This is a genomic window from Pseudomonas sp. OA65, from assembly GCF_017498305.1.
Classification (GTDB): Bacteria; Pseudomonadota; Gammaproteobacteria; order Pseudomonadales; family Pseudomonadaceae; genus Aquipseudomonas; species Aquipseudomonas zanjanensis.
Genome location: NZ_JAGDEZ010000015.1, coordinates 51,373 through 68,707, shown reverse-complemented (window position 1 = coordinate 68,707; position 17,335 = coordinate 51,373). Strand labels below are relative to the sequence as shown.

Sequence of the window (17,335 nt, the reverse complement as noted above, 5' to 3'; positions counted from 1 at the left end):
TCCAGAAACAGATGATGGCCGCGGTGAAGAGGAGGGCGGCTAAAAGAAGGGGAGTTTACTGGGAAACCGGGGTGAGGACGTGTTCAACTTCGCTGGATTTGCTGCAGCGCGATCCTGTGGCAAGAGGATTCATGTGGGAGCAAGGCTTGCCCGCGATGAGGGCGACTCGATTTTCTGAAGGACCGCGTCGCCTTCATCGCGGGCAAGCCTTGCTCCCACTAGCTTTGCTTCCACATGAGGCCTGCATCGCAAAAGCTGCAAAACAGAAGTTTGGGTTATTTGGGGTAAAGCGGCGGCAATCCGGAATCACCGGCCGAATCCAGCGCCCCTTCGGTGGATGGGATGGTACGAATGGCCCGCCACAAGTCTTCACCCTGCCAATGCTGGCCGGTCTCGCTGTAGAGCGCGCCGTTGAGGCCATCCAGGGCGTCGGACAGCGGCACGAAACGCGCGGCCATGTCGGCCAGGGTTTCCGGTTGCTGGCGGGCCCAGGCGTCCAGGGCTTGGCGGGTGGCGTGGGGGTCGTTGGCCAGGCAGGTGCGCTTGAGGTCGTCCAGCAGGGTGCGCGGGCTCGGTCCGGCCTGGGTCGAGCGCAGGATCGCTGGCTGCCAACGGGCGCGCCACCACAAACCGAAGCCGAGCAGCGTCGTGCAGGCCAGGATCAGGCTGCTCAGTTGCCAATACCACAGGGTCTCGCTGTCCACCGTGGTCACGATCTGCGTGGTGCTGGCCGGCGTATCCACCATCAGGCTCGGATTGTTCGCCACTTGCAGGGTCCGCGCCGGCAGGCTGGTGCGGTCCAGGTGATCTTCCAGGGTGTTCCACCAAACCACTTCCACTGGCGGCAGATCGATCGTGCCGCTACGGTTGGGCACCAGCGCCTCGCGGTCCTCGCGGCTGCCCACCAGTCCGCGTTCACTGCTGCGGCTGCTGAGGACTGGCTGGTCCGGATAACGTCGCAGGCCGCTGATCTCGGTGGCCGGCAACGGGGGTAGTTGGGCGCTGGCCAGGCCTTCGGCTTCTAGGGTCAGGCTTCGGGTCAGGGAGTCGCCGACCTGGCTGTGGGTCGGCTCCGGGCTCCAACTCTCGCTCAAGGACAGGCTGCGCGCCGGCAGCCAGGGCACGTCGGCCGGGTAGCTGGCCGGCTTGGGCTTGACGCTCAGCAGCAGTTGCTCGGAGCTGACCCGCATCAATTGGCCGGGCTTGGGGCCGGAAGGGGCGGCGTCCTGGGCCACCGGTTCGACCAGGGTGGCGCTGAAGGTCTGGGCTGGAATCGTCAGTTCGCCGCTGCGCTGCGGGTAGATGCCATAACGCAGTTCGATGACGCCATGGCGTACATCGTTGATGACTTTTTCGTAGGTGCGCGATTCACCCAGTTGTTCAGTGCGCGCATCGGGGATGTGCAGCGGCGTCAGGCTGCTGTCGTCATACAGCGACACCGAATGGTAGATGCGCAGGGTCAGGATCGCCTGGGCCTGCACATACACGTCGTGCTGGTCGAGGCTGGCTTCGATGAACACCGGCGCCAGGGTTCCCGAGGCGTTGCGGGTTTCGCTTTCGATGACTTGCAGGGTGATCGGCTGAGTGCTCACTTCCCCCAGTTGCAGCGGCGGAATGACCACGGTGCCGCTTCGACGTGGCAGCAGAGTGATGATCCAGCGAGTGGTGGCGCGGTTCTCGCCGTCGAGGGTCGTCAACTGATTGACCTGGCGGGTGCCGCGCACATCGAACAAGGCCTGGAGCGGGCCCAGGTCGGGTTTGCCGAACAACGTGGCGTCATTGGATTCCAGGGTCAGTTCCACCGTTTCCCCAGAGTTCAGGCGGCTGCGGTCCACACTGGCCGTCAGCTGTGCAGCCTGGGTTCCAGAGGCCCAGAGCAGCAAGACGAGGAGGTAGGCGGTGAAGCGGGTCATGGGGTTTTTCCCTGGGCCTGATGGCTTTGCTGTTCGTACCAGAATTTACGCCTAAGCAGCTCGCCCGGGTTATCCGGGATCTGGCGCAGCCATTGTTCCATGGCCTGGCGTTGTTCTTCTTCATTGCGCTGGCCAGCGGCGGGACGCAGTGGCGGCGTGGTGGTCTGTTCGTCAGGCAACTCGCTGCCCGGCACATCCCGGGCGGTGGGCGGCTGTGCGGCCCGTGGGGGCTGGGATTCGTCCGGCGTCGCGGTGGTCTCGGTGGATGGCTGTCCCGGTTCGGAAGACTGGCTCGTCGAAGTGCTATCCGGCGCTTGCTGGGAGGGGGCTGGCTCCTCGTTTTCCGCGGGCTTGGGCTCTGGCGCCGGGGGTGTCTGCTCCTTCAACAGGCTTTGCACCAGTGCCTTGTTGGTCTGGGCCGGGCGCAGGTCGGGTTGCAATTCCAGGGCTTGTTCGTAGGCATCCAGTGCGGCCTCCAGCTCACCGCTCTTGGCCAGGGCGTTGCCACGATTGTAGTGGGCACGGGCGTCGTTGCCTTCGGCGAAGCGCCGGGCGGCTTCGCTGTATTGGCCGGCTTCGTACAGGGCGACGCCTTGCCATTGGTTGTCCTCGAAGCGGGTGGCGGCTTCGGCGGGGCGCTTTTGCTTGAGCAAGTGCTGGCCCTGTTGGTCGGCGCGCAACCACAGGTCCTGGAATTCGAAGGCGTGGCCGGTTTGCGGCAACACGAACAGCAGCGGCAGGCAGAACAGCCAGCCTCTGCGACCGGCGCAGGCGGCCAGCAGCAACAATGGCAGGAGCAGCCAATAACCCTGGTCGGCCCAGGTATCCAGGCGCAACGTCTGGCCGTCACTGCGCAGATGGCGAGGACCGTCCAGCAGGCCCAGGCCGCGCAGGTCGCTGTCATCCAGCCGCGCTGGGCGGTAGCGACCGTCCAATTCGTTGGCGAAGGCCTTGAGGCCCGGGCTGTCCAGGCGCGGCACCAGGATCGAACCCTGGGCATCCTTGAGGTAACTGCCATCTTCCTGGGCCACCGGTGCGCCTTCCCGGGTGCCGATGCCCAGCATCAACCATTGCGTGGCGGAACCGTCCAGGACTTGGCGGATGCCTTCACGTTCCTGTTCGTTCAACGACGAACCGATCAGCAGGATCCGACCGTGGCCGAGTTCACCTTGGTCCAGCAGCGTCATGGCCTTATGAACCGCCAGGTCGGCGCGATGACCGCCTTGGGGCATGATCGACGGCGCAAGGGCTTCGAGCAGGTTGGCGCTGGTGGCCAGATCGTCGGACAGCGGCACCAGCGTGTGGGCGCTGCCGGCATAGACGATGATCGCGGTCTGGGCATCGCTGCGGTTTTGCAGCAGGTCCAGCAACTTGCGCCGGGCCTGTTCCAGGCGCGTCGGCGGGACGTCGGTGGCGAGCATTTCCGGCGTCAGCTCCAGTATCACCACCAGCGGATCGGCGGGTTTCTGGCTGGTCTGCTCGACCCGCGCCCAGCTCGGCCCCAGCAACGCCAGCACGATCAACAGCCAACCCAGCCCCAGGGCAATCCACGGCAGCCGGCTTTCCCGGCCGCTGCCGCCACTGAGCAGCACGGCGTGGAAGGCCGGCGGCAAGATCATCTGCCAGCGGCCCACGCGCTTCTGCCGGTGCCACAGTTGCCAGAGCAACCAGCCCAGCAACGGCAGCAGCAACACGAACCAGGGGCGCAGCCAATGTGGCCAGAGGGCGATCATCGGCGCCTCCGCAAGCGCAGGCGCTTGAGCCGTTGCCGCCACTCAGTATGCTGGGTCGGCTTGAACAGGGCCTGGTTGAGCAGGCGTTGCAGTGGATTGTCCGGCCAGCGCGTCCGGGCCACCAGCAGCATGCTTAACAGCAGCGCAACGGCCAAGGGCCAGTGATACAGCGCCAGGGCAGGGCGCGCCTGGGTCGGTTGCTGGGTGACCGGTTCGAGCTGGTCGAGAGTGGTCTTGATCGCCAGCAGTTGCTCACCATCCTGGGCGCGGAAATAGCGGCCGCCCGTGACCTGGGCGATGTCCTTGAGGGTCGGCTCGTCGAGGTCCAGGCTCGGGTTGACGCCGAGGAAGCCCGCCGTGCCGCTTTGTTCCGGGTCGGCACCGATGCCGATCGGATAGATTTTCACGCCTTCGTCGGCGGCCAGTTGCGCGGCAGTCAATGGATCGATTTCGCCGCCATTGTTGGCACCGTCGGTGACCAGGATCAGCACGCGGCTGTGGGCCGGACGCTGGCGCAGGCGCTTGAGGGCCAGGCCGATGGCGTCGCCAATGGCGGTATTCTTGCCGGCGATGCCGATGCGCGCCTCGTCGAGCCAGCGCCGCACGGTGCGCCGGTCGAAGGTCAGCGGCGCCTGCAGGTAGGCCTGGCTGCCAAACAGGATCAGGCCGACCCGGTCACCTTCGCGGCCTTCGAGAAAGTCCCCGAGCATGTGCTGGACCAGCGTGAGGCGGCTGACTTCTTCGTCCTTCCACTGCATGTCGGGAAAGTCCATGGAACCGGAGACGTCCACCGCCACCAGCAGGTCGCGACCGCTGGCGGCAATGGGCAACGGTTCCCCCAACCACTGCGGCCGGGCGGCGGCGATCAGCAACAGCAGCCAGAGCAGGATAAAAGGTGCCTGTTGTCGCCAGGTTGGCAGATTGGCCCGGGCCCGACGGCCCACCAGGCCTTCCAGGTCGCCGAGGAAACTGACCTTGAGCGCCGGCTCGCCGCTGTCGGCCGCCGGCAGCACCAGGCGCATCAGCCAGGGCAACGGCACCAGGGCGAACACCCACGGCCAGGCGAATTCAAACATGTTTGCGAATCCAGATTTCCACCGCCTGGGTCAGGCCGGCGATGGCTTTGTCGTCGAGCTTGCATTCGGGTTTGTAGGCGCCTTCCACCAGTACCATCCAGCGCGTCAGGCCGGCGGCCGGGCAACGGTTGTCGAGGAAGGCCAGCCATTTGCGCCCGTTGAGGGTGTGGCTCTGGCTGTAGGGGTAATGGTTGCGACACAGGCGCTTGAGCAGCCCGTTGAGCTGCTGCAGCCAGGCGCCGGCCGGCGCGCCGTCGTAGGGTTTGGGCAGCCGGGCGAGTTCGGCCAGGGCGGCCACGCGCACCGGGTCCAGGGGTTGTTCGCTGCGGACAGTGCTGCGCTTGGTAGGAATGAATCGGCGCAACTGCCACAGCCCTAGGCCCAGCAGTGGCAACAGCACCAGCAGTAACCACCAGCCCGGCGCGGGTGGCCAGAAGCCGATGGGCGATGGCGCTATCAGCGGTTGTAGTTGATCGAGATTGCTCATCGGCTTTTCCCGGCCCGCTTGGGGTTCAGGTATTCGCGCAGTTGCTCGACCATGTCGCCCTGGGTGCTCAGGGGCATCATCAGGATTCGCAGCTTCTGCGCCAGCAGCTCCCAACGTTCCTGGCGAGCGTCGGCCTGGGCGCGATAGGCCTGGCGCAACTCGACATTCAGGGTGTCGAGTTCCAGTTGGGCACCGCGTTGGGCGAAGCGCAGCAAGCCGGCGGCGGGCAAGGCGTGGTCCAGTGGGTCCGACAGCGGCAGCAACAACAGGTCGCAATGGCGCGACAGCAGGCTCAGTTGCTGCTCGGCGCTGTCGGACAAGGCACGCTCGTCGCAAATCACGATCACCAGGCTGCCGGGCCGCAGCACTTCCCGGGCTCGACGCAGGGCGATGCCGAACGAGTCGCGGTCCGGCTCTCCCTCGGTGTGCAGCGATTGGTTGACCCGCACCAGCCGGTTGAGCAATTGCAGAAGGCTTTGTTTACTGCGCCGTGGCTTGACCTCGTAATGGGTGTTGTTGCCGAACACCAGGCCGCCGACTCGATCGTTGTGCCCCAGCGCGGCCCAGCCGATCAGGCTGGCGGCCTGGGCGGCGAGCACTGACTTGAACATCAACCCCGAGCCGAAGAACAGCCGGTGGCTTTGCTCGATCATGATGAATATCGGCCGTTCACGCTCTTCGTGGAACAGTTTGGTGTGGGGCTCCTGGGTCCGGGCGGTGACGCGCCAGTCAATGGTGCGTACGTCGTCGCCGGCCTGGTAGACCCGCACCTGGTCGAAATCCACCCCGCGCCCACGCAGCTTGGAGTGATGCAGTCCGATCAGCGGGCTGCGTTGGCCCGGTGTCGAGAACAATTGCACCTCGCGCACGCGATGGCGCATCTCGATCAGCTCCGAAAGGCTGACGCGGATGCCCGGTGCGGGCGCCAGGGGGTTATTCATGACGCATGCTCAAGCGACAGCGACGACGTCGAGAATCCGCTGCACGACCCGGTCCTGGTCGATGCCGGCGGCCTCGGCTTCGAACGACAGGATGATGCGATGGCGCAGCACGTCGAACAGCACGGCCTGGATATCTTCCGGGCTGACAAAGTCGCGTCCGGCCAGCCAGGCATGGGCGCGGGCGCAGCGGTCGAGGGCGATGGAGCCCCGCGGGCTGGCGCCATAGGCGATCCACTCGGCCATTTCCGGGTCGAACTTGGCCGGGTTGCGGGTGGCCATGATCAGTTGCACCAAGTACTCCTCCACGGCGTCGGCCATGTACAAGCCGAGGATTTCCTTGCGTGCGGAGAAGATCGCCTGCTGGCTCACGCGGCGCTCGGGCTTGGTCTCGCCGTTCAGCGCTTCACCCCGGGCCTGCTGGAGGATGCGGCGTTCCACGGCGGCATCGGGAAAACCGATCTTGACGTGCATCAGGAACCGGTCGAGTTGGGCCTCGGGCAGCGGGTAGGTGCCTTCCTGCTCGATCGGGTTCTGCGTGGCCATCACCAGGAACAGCGGCGACAGCTCATAGGTGCTGCGCCCGACACTGACCTGACGCTCGGCCATGGCTTCGAGCAGGGCCGACTGGACCTTGGCCGGGGCGCGGTTGATTTCATCCGCCAGCACCAGGTTGTGGAAAATCGGTCCTTGCTGGAACACGAAACTGCCGGTTTCCGGCCGGTAGATTTCGGTGCCGGTGATGTCGGCAGGCAGCAGGTCGGGGGTGAACTGAATACGATGGAACTGCGCTTCGATGCCCTCGGCCAGCTCTTTGATGGCCTTGGTCTTGGCCAGCCCGGGCGCACCTTCCACCAGCATATGGCCATCGGCGAGCAGGGCGATGAGCAGGCGCTCGATGAGTTTTTCCTGGCCGAGAATCTGCGTAGAAAGAAAGGTTCGCAGCGCCAGCAGCGCTTCACGATGTTCCATCGGTGACTGTTCCTGGAAAGGGTGGCCCCAGGCGTTCGGATAACGCCGGGGCTGGGGGCGTTACTTTAATGCATGGCAGGGGGTGGCGACTAACGGGATTTTGATCGGCCGTGTGAATTGTGATCGGCTTGGAAACATTGTGGGGTGGGTTTGCTTGCCATGAATCCCACTCGGACAGGCGCACTTACCCCGTGGCGAGGGAGCTTGCTCCCGCTTGAGTGCGAAGCACTCACAAAATGTAGGGGTGTTTATCCGGACGTAGGAGTGCTCTGGAACAGGCTACGTTGTCTTGCGCCGTTGCCTACAACTGCGCCAGAATCCGCCGGCTTGTGCGCTTGGGAGGCAGGTTCTATCGTTTCCGGGTCGCTGATGAATCAGCGATCGGGTTTGGTAGCCCGGCTCTCCACATGACGCAAGCGTCACTTGCTACAAGTGCATCTCAGCATTTGTATTGATGGTGGCCATGCGTAGGGCGCTCTCGAGCGCGCCGGAGTTCATGTGGGCCGGTCTACCAACCTTCGTATGGCCGCCACCCTCGTTTGGTAGCGAGGTGGTGGTTCCTCCTATCCCACATGAGGTTCCATTTATGTTCAAAGCTACCCCCAATCCCCCGGACACCGATCCGACCTCGCCGCGCCCAAAAACCAAGTCCCAAAAACACGACGAAGTCACCGAGCGAGTCCTCGACCATTACCTGAACCCCAAACCGGACAAACCCGAAGCAGAACCTGCCCCCGGCCAACTCTTTACCGTCAACAAAGACATCGACACCGAAAGCTTGCTTGCCTACCTCAGCGAAACCCTGGCTTCGGCCAATGCCATGGCCAATGACCTGGCTTTCGACCTGGACGGTTCACGCCGGCATTTCCTCCTGGGCATTCAGCAGCTGATCGAACTGGGTAGTCTGCTGGCGAACCGTGCACTGGACAACATCGAAACCCGTCAGCCGACATAACCCCCGTGGCGAGGGAGCTTGCTCCCGCTGGGCTGCGCAGCAGCCCCAAACCGAGCCGGCGCGGTTCCCCATACACACCGCGCCCGCCGGGGCCTGCGACTGCTGCGCAGCCGAACGGGAGCAAGCTCCCTCGCCACAAGGGACTTGTGTCATTCCTTAAATCCTGGGCAAACGGCAAAACCTTGGGAGCGAGCCTGCTCAGGCGGCGATCCGACGATGACGGCAGCAGATCCAGCACCCTATTTCGCTAGTTCTGCGTCCGAATTTCATCCACGAGCAGCTTGATTGCTGGCCTGTCGACAAGATCCCGCCACGGACCATCCTCCACGATTGCCCCAGCATGCATCACAATGACCCGGTCAAACCGATGCAGGTGATCAACGTCGTGGGTGACACATATCAATCCCTGCCCGGCAAAAACCTCGAATAACAGGTCCCAAAGGGGCGTGGTCAGCCTAGGTTCGATGGACGCGCTTGGCTCGTCGAACATATTGAATTTTCCAGGCTTGTTGATCAGGCGCAGTAGCGATAGGCGTTTGGCTTCGCCTCCGGAGATATTCGATGCATTTTCGCTAACCTGCCGTGTAGCCACGATCTCATCCAGCTCCAATTGTCGTATGGCTCTAGACAAAATCGGCGATGCGCTGCTTCCGAACAGCACCGATTGTTCAAAAGAGCCTTCCAGAAACCGTGGTTGTTGGGGGCAGTATCTCAAGGCGTCCAAGTGAGCTTGACCGGTCAAAAGTGAGACCGGTACCGAGTCGATACTCAGTTGGTCCCGCATTGATGAATCAAGCCCGGCGAGGACTTCCAGAAAAGTGGTTTTGCCTGCGCCACTAGGGCCCGTAACGGCGACTGACTGCCCTTGAGCAAATGCCAGGGAGCGCTTGATCGACAGGCGAAGCGGTCCCGGTCCTGCGACTTCGCAGGGGCCGAGTTGCAAGACTGAGGAACGCTGGAAATCAACCCGCGCCAGCCGATTGCTGTGATCGAAATCTGGAAGTGATAGCAGGCCTTGGAATTGACGCTGGTCTGCAAGGAACTGATCCAGAACACGATACCCTTCAGTCAAGGTTGAAATACTGAGCAGATAACTCCCCGCGATTGAAAAAATGGCAACCAGCTGCCCGACACTGATACTGGGCAGGCCCGAAAGCTGGTCCACGACGCCCCAGTAGAGCAATCCCCCAGTGGAAAGGCTTATGAATAGTATCTTGGCCGTGCTCAGCAGGCCGCCAGAGGATGCCGTAGTCACCGCAGCGCTGGCATAACGTCCGAACGCCGCGTTTAACGGGTGCAGGGCGGTAGGTATCGCACCTTCCAGTTTTATGGTTTTTCCCGCGTTGAGGGTGTTGTAGAGGTGGGCACTTAACTCATCTTCCTGTTCATTGACTGCATCGATGTGCTTCCTCCTCCATCTGATAATTTTATGGGTGACAGCTAGATAAATAATTCCAAGCGCCGTCATGCTCAAAAAAATTTTACCGCCTCCTATGTAAATAAAAGCAGCCCCAACAACTATGAACTCCACGAGTACGGGAAGTGCAATGGTCACTATGAAAGTGAGTAGTTGTTCGTGAGCAGTAATTCCGCGCTCGACCGATTTGATGAAATGGCCGATTCTCCAGGAGTTGAATGACGAAAACTCTTTGCCGATGAGTTCGGTGATCCACTCAACGGAAGCGTTCATGATAATGTTCTGTACCAGCTTAGACAGCGCGTGGATTTGTAGAGGAGTGATGGCGGCATGAATGCATCCCGCGGCAATCAGGCCTGCTGTCAGTGCGAGCAGGGTGCTGGAAGCTGGATTTACATTGCCTTGCAGCGTGTCGATGATGGTTCCGAGTAACAGCGGAGGGGCAAGTGTAATCAGTTTAAGTGCGATGATGGTGGTTATAGTTATCACCAGAAGTTTGGTGTGTTTTTTATAGGCGTTTTCTATCATTGCCCGGATGCTGTGCATGTACTCGCTCCTGGTTGTTTTGTGTTCGATAGTTCAACCGCGTAATACGTACTGAGGCACCACCAGGCGACCATTTCTAATGATATTGAAGCGCTCAAGTCCTGGGATGTAAATTTGAGTGACGATGCTGTTGCCTGAAAAGCGAGCTACCGTTCGGTGGAATATTTTCATTCTTTTGCTTGATAGGTTTTTTTGCAGTTTTTCTAATTGTTCGGAGACTGTCAGGGAGTCGATATATGCAGGGGTATCAATTGTAGGAAGTGTCGCTCTTATGAGTGGTGCGAAGTCAATCAGGTGTTTCAGATGCCTTGATTTAGATAGTAGGTCAAAGGTTTCTCTATCTATGGATTCTTCAGTGGCATCATATAATTCCTCGGACTGGAACTGTTCAGTCACTGCCCTCTGAATTGCGGTATGGATTTCAAGCGAGCATCCGGAACCGATGGGTGAAAGATGGTGACCTCCCGGGCCCGCCTTGGGAAATGCCACTGCAAAATAAACTGACAGCACGTCCTTGATAATGATCACTTGCAGTCTGTTTGCTGACGCCAAGGCAGCGGGGTGGCTCGTCAGCGCTGTTTCAAGCAAGGCGGTAGAAGGTGTGAACAGTTCAATTGCCGGACCGAGGCCACAGACAGCCATATAGAAAAGAGACAGGATATGCCTCTCGATTGTTTCGTGGGTACCATGTAACAGTGCTTCGTTCTCTGTGCAACCAAAGGCAGTTCCTGAGTTTGATGAGTAGCGAGATAGAAAGCGCAGTGCGGAATTCGAATCTTCGTGGATGTTTTTCGTCGTTTCAGGGCATAGAAGGGCGCACGGCGCGAATAGCTCTTCATCGTTGTTGAGCGAGGTCAGCCTGAAACACTCGATTAATTTTTCGGTGTGAGGCAGGCTGGTAAAGATTCCATCGTCTGTAACTGCTTTTTGAGTAGCTATCTTGTCGGAGCGGTATCGTATGGGAGCATCGGCAAGAGGCTGAAACGTGCTGAAGTGTTCAATGCTTTCTGCCAGTGCGCCTATTAGTGAGTCAGGTCCCTTGCCAGCCCCCGATTCAACGAGTTTATCGTGGCCATCAAACAGTTCGGCAGTCGCCACTAGCTTGGATGGTGTCGTGTACCGTGTTACGGCACTGAGGCCCAGTGCATGGAGCGTGGACATTATATTGAATAGCGCTTCGGTGGGTGATAGTTCTCGTTCTGACATGTGCGTCTCCTTTAAAGGATGCCGAAAGGAGATCCTTTCGGCATCTGTTCGCCGATTTAATCGGTCACTGACTTAGTTAGTCAGCGACGCAAAAAAATCGGCTTCCGTTGCGAGGAGATTCTTAGAAAGCCCTAATGCCTGTGGCAGGCCAAAAAAGGTGTTATTTATTTCAGAGCGTTTTCTGCCCATGTCGATTTACTCCAATGTAGTTAATGAGCGTCGCGACGCGAGCGCCCAACTTGCGTGTGTTCGCAAGTGATTAATTAATAACATTGGGGTTGGGTGAAGGCTATTGCGCGACTTCCGAGGCTGACGTAGGTTCGTTCTTGCCGTTGAGTAGGAGGGGGGTGTAGGAATGTAGCTGTTTTGTTGAAAGTGCGGTTTCTCTCTACTGTTCTCGCCGTTTGGGATGTTTATATTATTTTAAGCAAGGATCAAAAGAGTAATCAGGCAGCGGCGTTCTAATGCGGGTGTGCTCGGAAAAGTCGTGTTGCGTGCACATCTAAATGAACACAGCTGCCATCGCGACCCTGCTCGCGATGGCATATTCGATGGCGGCAATATGTCAGCCGTTCCACGCCCCCGCATTCACCAGATTCACCGGCCGTTCCCCCGCCAATGCCGCCAGCAGGTTGTCCACCGCACAGCGCGCCATCGCTTCCCGGGTCTCGTGGGTGGCCGAGCCCATGTGCGGCGTCGCGACCACGTTGTCCATCTGCAACAACGGCGAATCGGCATTCAAGGGTTCGCGCTCGAACACATCCAGCCCGGCGCCACGGATCTGCCCGTTGCGCAGGGCCTCGATCAGCGCCGCTTCATCCACCACTTTGCCCCGGGAGATATTGATGAAGATGCTCTCGGGGCGCATCTGCGCGAACGCCTGGGCGCCGATCAGCCCTTGAGTCTCAGCGGTCAAGGGCAAGGTCAGGCAGATGAAATCCGCCTGCTGCAACAGCGTTTCGAGGCTGCAATAACGTGCGCCGAACCGCCGCTCGACCGCGGGCTTGGGCGAATGACTGTGATAGAGCACCGGCATGCCGAAGCCGAAATGCCCGCGTTGGGCCAGGGCTTCGCCGATGCGTCCCATGCCGATGATGCCCAGGGTCTTGCCATGGACATCGCTCCCAAAATGCCGCGGTCCGATGTTTTCCCGCCATTGGCCGGCACGGACCAGGTTGGCCAGTTCGACCACGCGGCGAGCGGTTGCGAGGATCAAGGCAAACCCGGTGTCTGCGGTGGTTTCGGTCAACACGTCGGGGGTATTGCTGAGCAGGATCCGGCGTTCGGTCAGGTAATCGATGTCGTAGTTGTCGACCCCCACCGAGACGCTGGCGATGGCTTGCAGTTTCGGCGCCAGGTCCAGCAGCGCCGCATCGAGCTTGAGGCTCGCGCCCAGCAGGCCTTGGGCGCTGGGCAGGGCGTCGCGCAGTTGTGCCAAGCCCTGGGCGTCGAGGCGTTCGATGAGCGTGACTTGGGCCTGCGCTTGCAGGCGTTCCATCAGTTGCGCTGAAAGTTTCTTGTACAACACCACGTGCTTTTTCATGGGATTTCCGATTCGTTAGCGGACAGGCGCCGTGTGACGCGTCACGGTTTTGGACACGACCCGGTCGCTGGTGCCAGGCTTGAGGGCGAGGGTCAGGACCACTGACAGCAGCAACGCACCGCTCATCAGCAGGAAGGACATGCCGGGGGAGCCAGTGGTGCCGTTGAGGTAGCCCACCAGGTACGAGCCGCCGAACGAGCCCAGCGCGCCCATGCTGTTGATCAAGGCCATGGCACCGCCGGCGACATTGGCCGGGAGGATTTCCGGAACGATGGCGAAGAACGGCCCGTACGGCGCATACATGCAAGCGCCGGCAATCACCAGCAAGCCATAGGACCACCAGAAGTGCTCGGCCCCCAGCAGGTAGGAGGCGTAGAACGCGATGGAGGCGATCAGCAGCGGCGGCCAGACGAAACGCTTGCGCTTCTGCGCCTTGTCCGACGCCCAGGACACCACCAGCATGCCGATCACCGCCGCCAGGTACGGCAAGGACGACAGCCAGCCGGCCTCGACCATGTTCATCTGCAGGCCGGCCTTGAGGATCGACGGCAACCACAGCACAAACCCATAGACGCCGATGCTCCAGCAGAAAAATTGCAACGCCAGGATGATCACCTTGGGCGAGCGGAAGGCCTCGGCGTAGTTCTTCACTGCTTTGATGCCGACCTGTTCGGCCGCCAAGGCACTTTCCAGGTCGTGTTTTTCCTGGTCGTTGAGCCACTTGGCCTGGGCCGGGCGATCATCGGCCAGGCGCCACCAGACAAAGGCCCAGAGCACCGCCGGCAAACCTTCGATGATGAACATCCAACGCCAGTCGAATTGCTGCACCAGGTAACCCGAGACCACGGACATCCACAGCATGGTCACCGGGTTGCCGAGGATCAGGAAGGTATTGGCCCGCGAACGTTCGGCCCGGGTGAACCAGTGGCACAGGTACACCAGCATCGCGGGCATCACGGCGGCCTCGACCACCCCAAGCATGAAGCGGATGACGATCAGCCAGTAGGCGTTGGAGACCATGCCCGTCAGGGTGGCCAGTGACCCCCAGAGAATCAGGCTGACGAAGATCAGCTTCTTCACGCTGTGCTTTTGCGCGTAGATCGCCCCGGGTATCTGGAAGAAAAAGTAGCCGAGGAAAAACAGTGCGCCCAGCAGCGACGATAGTCCTGGGGTGATCATCAGGTCCTCGGCCATGCCCGAGGCGGCGGCGAAGCCATAATTGGCCCGGTCGAGGTAGGCCAGGCTGTAGGTGATGAAGACGATGGGCATGATGTACCACCAGCGGCGGGTGGCGAGGTTGAGCGTTTGCATGTCGTTGACTCCTGAGCTTGTTGTTTTTGTTGCAGCAGGTGCGTTTGTGGTGGCTTCAATCGCGAGCAGGCTCGCTCCCACATGGATTTGCGCTGACCCTGTGGGAGCGAGCCTGCTCGCGATCGGCGTCATTGAATTCGGCCAATAGCTCAAGGCGCGTCGGCAAGCCCTCCATGTCCCCACGGCTCTGCACCGCGCGGCTGCCAATCCAGTTGGCGCGCTGCACGGCCGCGGTGATGGCCTGGCCTTCGAGCAATGCGCTGATCAGGCCGACGGCGAAGCCATCCCCGGCGCCCACGGTGTCGACCACCTGGGCCACGGGCACGCCGGCGATGACGCCTTCGTCCAGCGGCGTGCGGTAATAAGCACCGTCCGCGCCGAGCTTGATCACGACGATTTCGGCGCCTTGGTCCAGGTAGAACGCGGCGATGTCAGCCGGATCGTCGAAACCCGTCAGCAGCCGGCCTTCGCCGAGTCCCGGCAAGACCCAGTGGGCGAGGGCGGCGAGGCGATTGATTTCAGTGATCATCATCGACTCGCTGCGCCACAGGCTTGGCCTCAGGTTGGGGTCGAACGACAGGCTGCGGCCGGCCTCGCGCATACGGGTCATCAACTCAAATGACATCTCGCGGGCCTTGTCCGACAGCGCCGGGACGATGCCGGTGGCGTGCAAGTGGCGGGCGTCAAGCAACGTCGGGGCGATGGAGTCGATGGACAGATGACTGGCCGCCGAACTGCGCCGGAAATACTCGACTTGCGGGTCGCTGCCATCAACGGTAAGGGATTTGAACTGGAAGCCGGTGGGGTGCTCCGGGTCGACCGCCACATGGCGACAATCCAAGCCTTCGTTCTCCAGCGTCTGCGTCACGAAACGTCCCAGGGAATCGGCGCCGACCCGGCTCAGCCACGCGACCTTGAAGCCCAGTCGCGACAGCCCGATGGCCACGTTGCTGTCGGCCCCGGCGATACGCTTATGAAACTGGTCGACGCTGGCCAAGTCACCGCGCTGATCCGCCACCAGCATCGCCATGGTTTCGCCGAACGACAACACATCGAATTCAGACATGGACAGGCTCCCGGCGCGATTGCCCGAGACGGGACAGGGTGGCGACATGGCGGGTGGTCAATTGCAGCAAGTCATCGCCTTGCAACGGGTACTCGGCGGCGCGCATGACGCCGGCAGGCATGTGCTTGAGCAGTTGTTCCCACAGATGCAGGTCGGTCATGGCTGGAGGCGCGGCGACGAGTTTGCCGTCGGCGCGCCGGGCCACGGCCTTGCAATGCACATAGGCCACATACCGGCCGAGTTGTCGGGCGGCCACGGCGGCCGATTGGTCCTGCCATTGCCAGTTGCCGATGTCGAAGGTCATGGCAACGGGCAACCCTTGGTATTCGACGGCGGTGAAGAACCGTTGCAACGGTTCGATCCGCCCGCCTTGCAAGGTCTGGTCGTTTTCCACCAATAACTGCACCGGGCTTGCGGCGAGCACCTGGGCCAATGCCGACAGGTCATTGGAGTCGGTGAAGTGACCGAGGGAGACTTTCAGCCAGGTCGAGCCGAACGCCTCGGCGCGTTGCAGGGCGAGTGCCAGGGCAGGGTTGGGCCTGGGCTGGCCGGCGAGCCACAGCTCCAGAGGCGATGAGAAGATACTGTGCAGGCCCCGGGCCCGGGCAGCGACGGCCAGTTCCGCAGGTTGTTCGGTGGTGAGCAATTCTTCGCGCCATTCGATGCGCGAAGCACCGGCAGCGGCCAACAGCTCGATAAAGTTGCCCTGGCCATGCCGCCGGACCAAGTCGGCGCCGTAACTGGAAAGACTGATGGAAACGGGTGGGGTGTGCATGGTGATTGTTCCTCTGAAACCGGTTTCAGTTTTGTTCAAAAAATTTTCAGTGCTTTTGAAAACCCCTTCGCGAGCAAGCCCGCTCCCACACTGGAACGGTTTGCGCAGGGCGAATGTGGGAGCGGGCTTGCTCGCGAAAGGGCCGGCCCGATCACCGAAAACCTCCAAGTGTCGACCCACGCTCAATCAACCGCGCCGCAAAATCCAGGGTCCGCACCGGCCCGTTGTCACCCCGCAAGCGCTTGAGCAGGCATTCGAACGCGCTGGCGCCAATCTCCGCTGTCGGTTGGGCCAGGGCCGTGATGCCGCTGCCTACCAGCGGGTACCAATCCAAGTCATCGAGGGCGAGCAGGCCCACATCGTCGAACAAGTGACAACCCAACTCCCGCAACACCGTCGTGGCGGCCAGGGCGGCAATGCCATTGGCGCAGAACAATGCCTTGGGGCCTGGGCCCGGCTGGGCAAGAAAGGTCTTGATACGCGTGGTCAACTGATCAGAGGTTTCCACCACGGTGCCGGCCAGGGCAGGGCGCCGTTGGAGGCCGGCCTTGAAACTCTCGACCCGCTCGATCCGCGAGCTGGTGCCGTCGAACGGCTCGGTTACCAGCAACAGATCGCGGTAGCCCCGTTGTTCGAGGTGATCGAGGGCCATTTCGATGGCCGCCGGGTTGTCCAGCCCGACCAGGTCGCTGTCGAGCCGATCGACCTTGCGATCTACCAGCACCAGCGGCATTTCGCTGCGTAACTCGAACAGCTCGTCGCGGTGATGCCCCAGGGTGTTCACGATCAACCCTTCGATGTTGTAGGCGCGCAGCAGCGCCAGATGCTGGCGTTCCTGCTCGTCATCGCGGTCGGTGTTGCACACCACCAGGCTGTAGCCATGGCGACGGCAAGCGGTTTCCACGCCATGCATCACGGCAATCGAATAAGGGTTGCGGATATCGGCCACCAGCATGCCGATCAGGCGTGTGCGCCCGCGCTTGAGGCCGCGGGCCATCTGGTTCGGCCGGTAGCCCAGCTCGTTGATGGCCTGCTCGATGCGCCGGGCGATGGCTTCGGAGAGCAGGGCACGGTCTTCGCCAATGAAACGCGAGACGCTGGCCTTGGAGACCCCGGCGCGTTCGGCGACGTCGAGCATGGTCACGCGGCTGCGCTGGGCGGCAGAGAAAGAATTCACGGATTGAAACCTGCTTATTGGATTTATTAGCGGCTCTGAAACCGGTTTCAGGAAACACCAGAACCCAATCAGTCGTCAAGAGCGAAATGTCAGAGGCACGACCGGCGGCTGTTTCACATCAGTCGCACGGTGACGCCGGTTCATCAGCGCCGCGCCACCCAGCCGATTTGCAGCACGCCAGGCCGTGTGGTTAGCTGCCTGCCTTCCCCAGCCCTTTGAC

The 17,335-nt window shown here is 61.3% G+C and carries 14 protein-coding genes; 1 reads left to right on the top strand and 13 read right to left on the bottom strand.

All coding sequences use genetic code 11. From position 1 onward, the window contains the following. Positions 1 to 275: 275 nt before the first annotated feature. From J3361_RS15020 to J3361_RS14995, 6 genes are read right to left on the bottom strand one after another with little or no spacing between them, the layout of a single operon-like run. Entirely contained in the window at positions 276 to 1,913 is a 1,638-nt protein-coding gene (locus tag J3361_RS15020) for a BatD family protein (RefSeq protein ID WP_207965245.1), read from the bottom strand. Continuing rightward, positions 1,910 to 3,646 carry a tetratricopeptide repeat protein gene (locus J3361_RS15015; protein ID WP_207965244.1) on the bottom strand — a complete coding sequence of 579 codons (1,737 nt, stop codon included), beginning with the start codon at positions 3,644 to 3,646 and terminating at the stop codon, positions 1,910 to 1,912. The genes J3361_RS15020 and J3361_RS15015 overlap by 4 nt, the downstream gene beginning before the upstream one ends. Beyond that, the gene (locus J3361_RS15010) at positions 3,643 to 4,722 is read right to left on the bottom strand and encodes a VWA domain-containing protein (protein WP_207965243.1); all 1,080 of its coding nucleotides are present in this window, start codon (positions 4,720 to 4,722) and stop codon (positions 3,643 to 3,645) included. Before J3361_RS15010 ends, J3361_RS15015 begins: the two co-directional genes overlap by 4 nt. After that, positions 4,715 to 5,209, bottom strand: a complete 495-nt coding sequence (locus J3361_RS15005) for a DUF4381 domain-containing protein (RefSeq protein ID WP_207965242.1) — start codon at positions 5,207 to 5,209, stop codon at positions 4,715 to 4,717. The genes J3361_RS15010 and J3361_RS15005 overlap by 8 nt, the downstream gene beginning before the upstream one ends. Continuing rightward, on the bottom strand, positions 5,206 to 6,150 hold the full coding sequence (locus J3361_RS15000) for a DUF58 domain-containing protein (RefSeq protein ID WP_207965241.1): 945 nt from the start codon (positions 6,148 to 6,150) through the stop codon (positions 5,206 to 5,208). Before J3361_RS15000 ends, J3361_RS15005 begins: the two co-directional genes overlap by 4 nt. A gap of 9 nt (positions 6,151 to 6,159) precedes the next feature. Continuing rightward, entirely contained in the window at positions 6,160 to 7,119 is a 960-nt protein-coding gene (locus J3361_RS14995; RefSeq protein WP_039589986.1) for a MoxR family ATPase, read from the bottom strand. 586 nt (positions 7,120 to 7,705) lie between these two features. Here J3361_RS14995 and J3361_RS14990 point away from each other — a divergent pair. Then, positions 7,706 to 8,074: a DUF6124 family protein gene (locus J3361_RS14990; protein ID WP_207965240.1), complete on the top strand. Its 369-nt coding sequence runs from the start codon at positions 7,706 to 7,708 to the stop codon at positions 8,072 to 8,074. A 247-nt stretch (positions 8,075 to 8,321) separates the two neighbouring features. Here J3361_RS14990 and J3361_RS14985 read toward each other — a convergent pair whose 3' ends face one another. The 7 genes from J3361_RS14985 to J3361_RS14955 form a co-directional block, all read right to left on the bottom strand. Beyond that, positions 8,322 to 10,037 carry an ATP-binding cassette domain-containing protein gene (locus J3361_RS14985; protein ID WP_207965239.1) on the bottom strand — a complete coding sequence of 572 codons (1,716 nt, stop codon included), beginning with the start codon at positions 10,035 to 10,037 and terminating at the stop codon, positions 8,322 to 8,324. A 33-nt stretch (positions 10,038 to 10,070) separates the two neighbouring features. Beyond that, positions 10,071 to 11,243 (bottom strand): YcaO-like family protein, encoded by a 1,173-nt coding sequence (locus J3361_RS14980; RefSeq protein ID WP_243458883.1) that lies wholly within the window; start codon positions 11,241 to 11,243, stop codon positions 10,071 to 10,073. A 565-nt stretch (positions 11,244 to 11,808) separates the two neighbouring features. Continuing rightward, positions 11,809 to 12,786 carry an NAD(P)-dependent oxidoreductase gene (locus tag J3361_RS14975; RefSeq protein ID WP_207965238.1) on the bottom strand — a complete coding sequence of 326 codons (978 nt, stop codon included), beginning with the start codon at positions 12,784 to 12,786 and terminating at the stop codon, positions 11,809 to 11,811. 15 nt (positions 12,787 to 12,801) lie between these two features. Continuing rightward, positions 12,802 to 14,097: an MFS transporter gene (locus tag J3361_RS14970; RefSeq protein WP_207965237.1), complete on the bottom strand. Its 1,296-nt coding sequence runs from the start codon at positions 14,095 to 14,097 to the stop codon at positions 12,802 to 12,804. 55 nt (positions 14,098 to 14,152) lie between these two features. Beyond that, the gene (locus tag J3361_RS14965) at positions 14,153 to 15,163 is read right to left on the bottom strand and encodes a sugar kinase (RefSeq protein WP_207965236.1); all 1,011 of its coding nucleotides are present in this window, start codon (positions 15,161 to 15,163) and stop codon (positions 14,153 to 14,155) included. Further along, positions 15,156 to 15,938, bottom strand: a complete 783-nt coding sequence (locus J3361_RS14960; RefSeq protein WP_207965235.1) for an AP endonuclease — start codon at positions 15,936 to 15,938, stop codon at positions 15,156 to 15,158. Before J3361_RS14960 ends, J3361_RS14965 begins: the two co-directional genes overlap by 8 nt. A 151-nt stretch (positions 15,939 to 16,089) precedes the next feature. Continuing rightward, entirely contained in the window at positions 16,090 to 17,115 is a 1,026-nt protein-coding gene (locus tag J3361_RS14955) for a LacI family DNA-binding transcriptional regulator (protein ID WP_347709631.1), read from the bottom strand. Between the last annotated feature and the right edge of the window lie 220 nt (positions 17,116 to 17,335).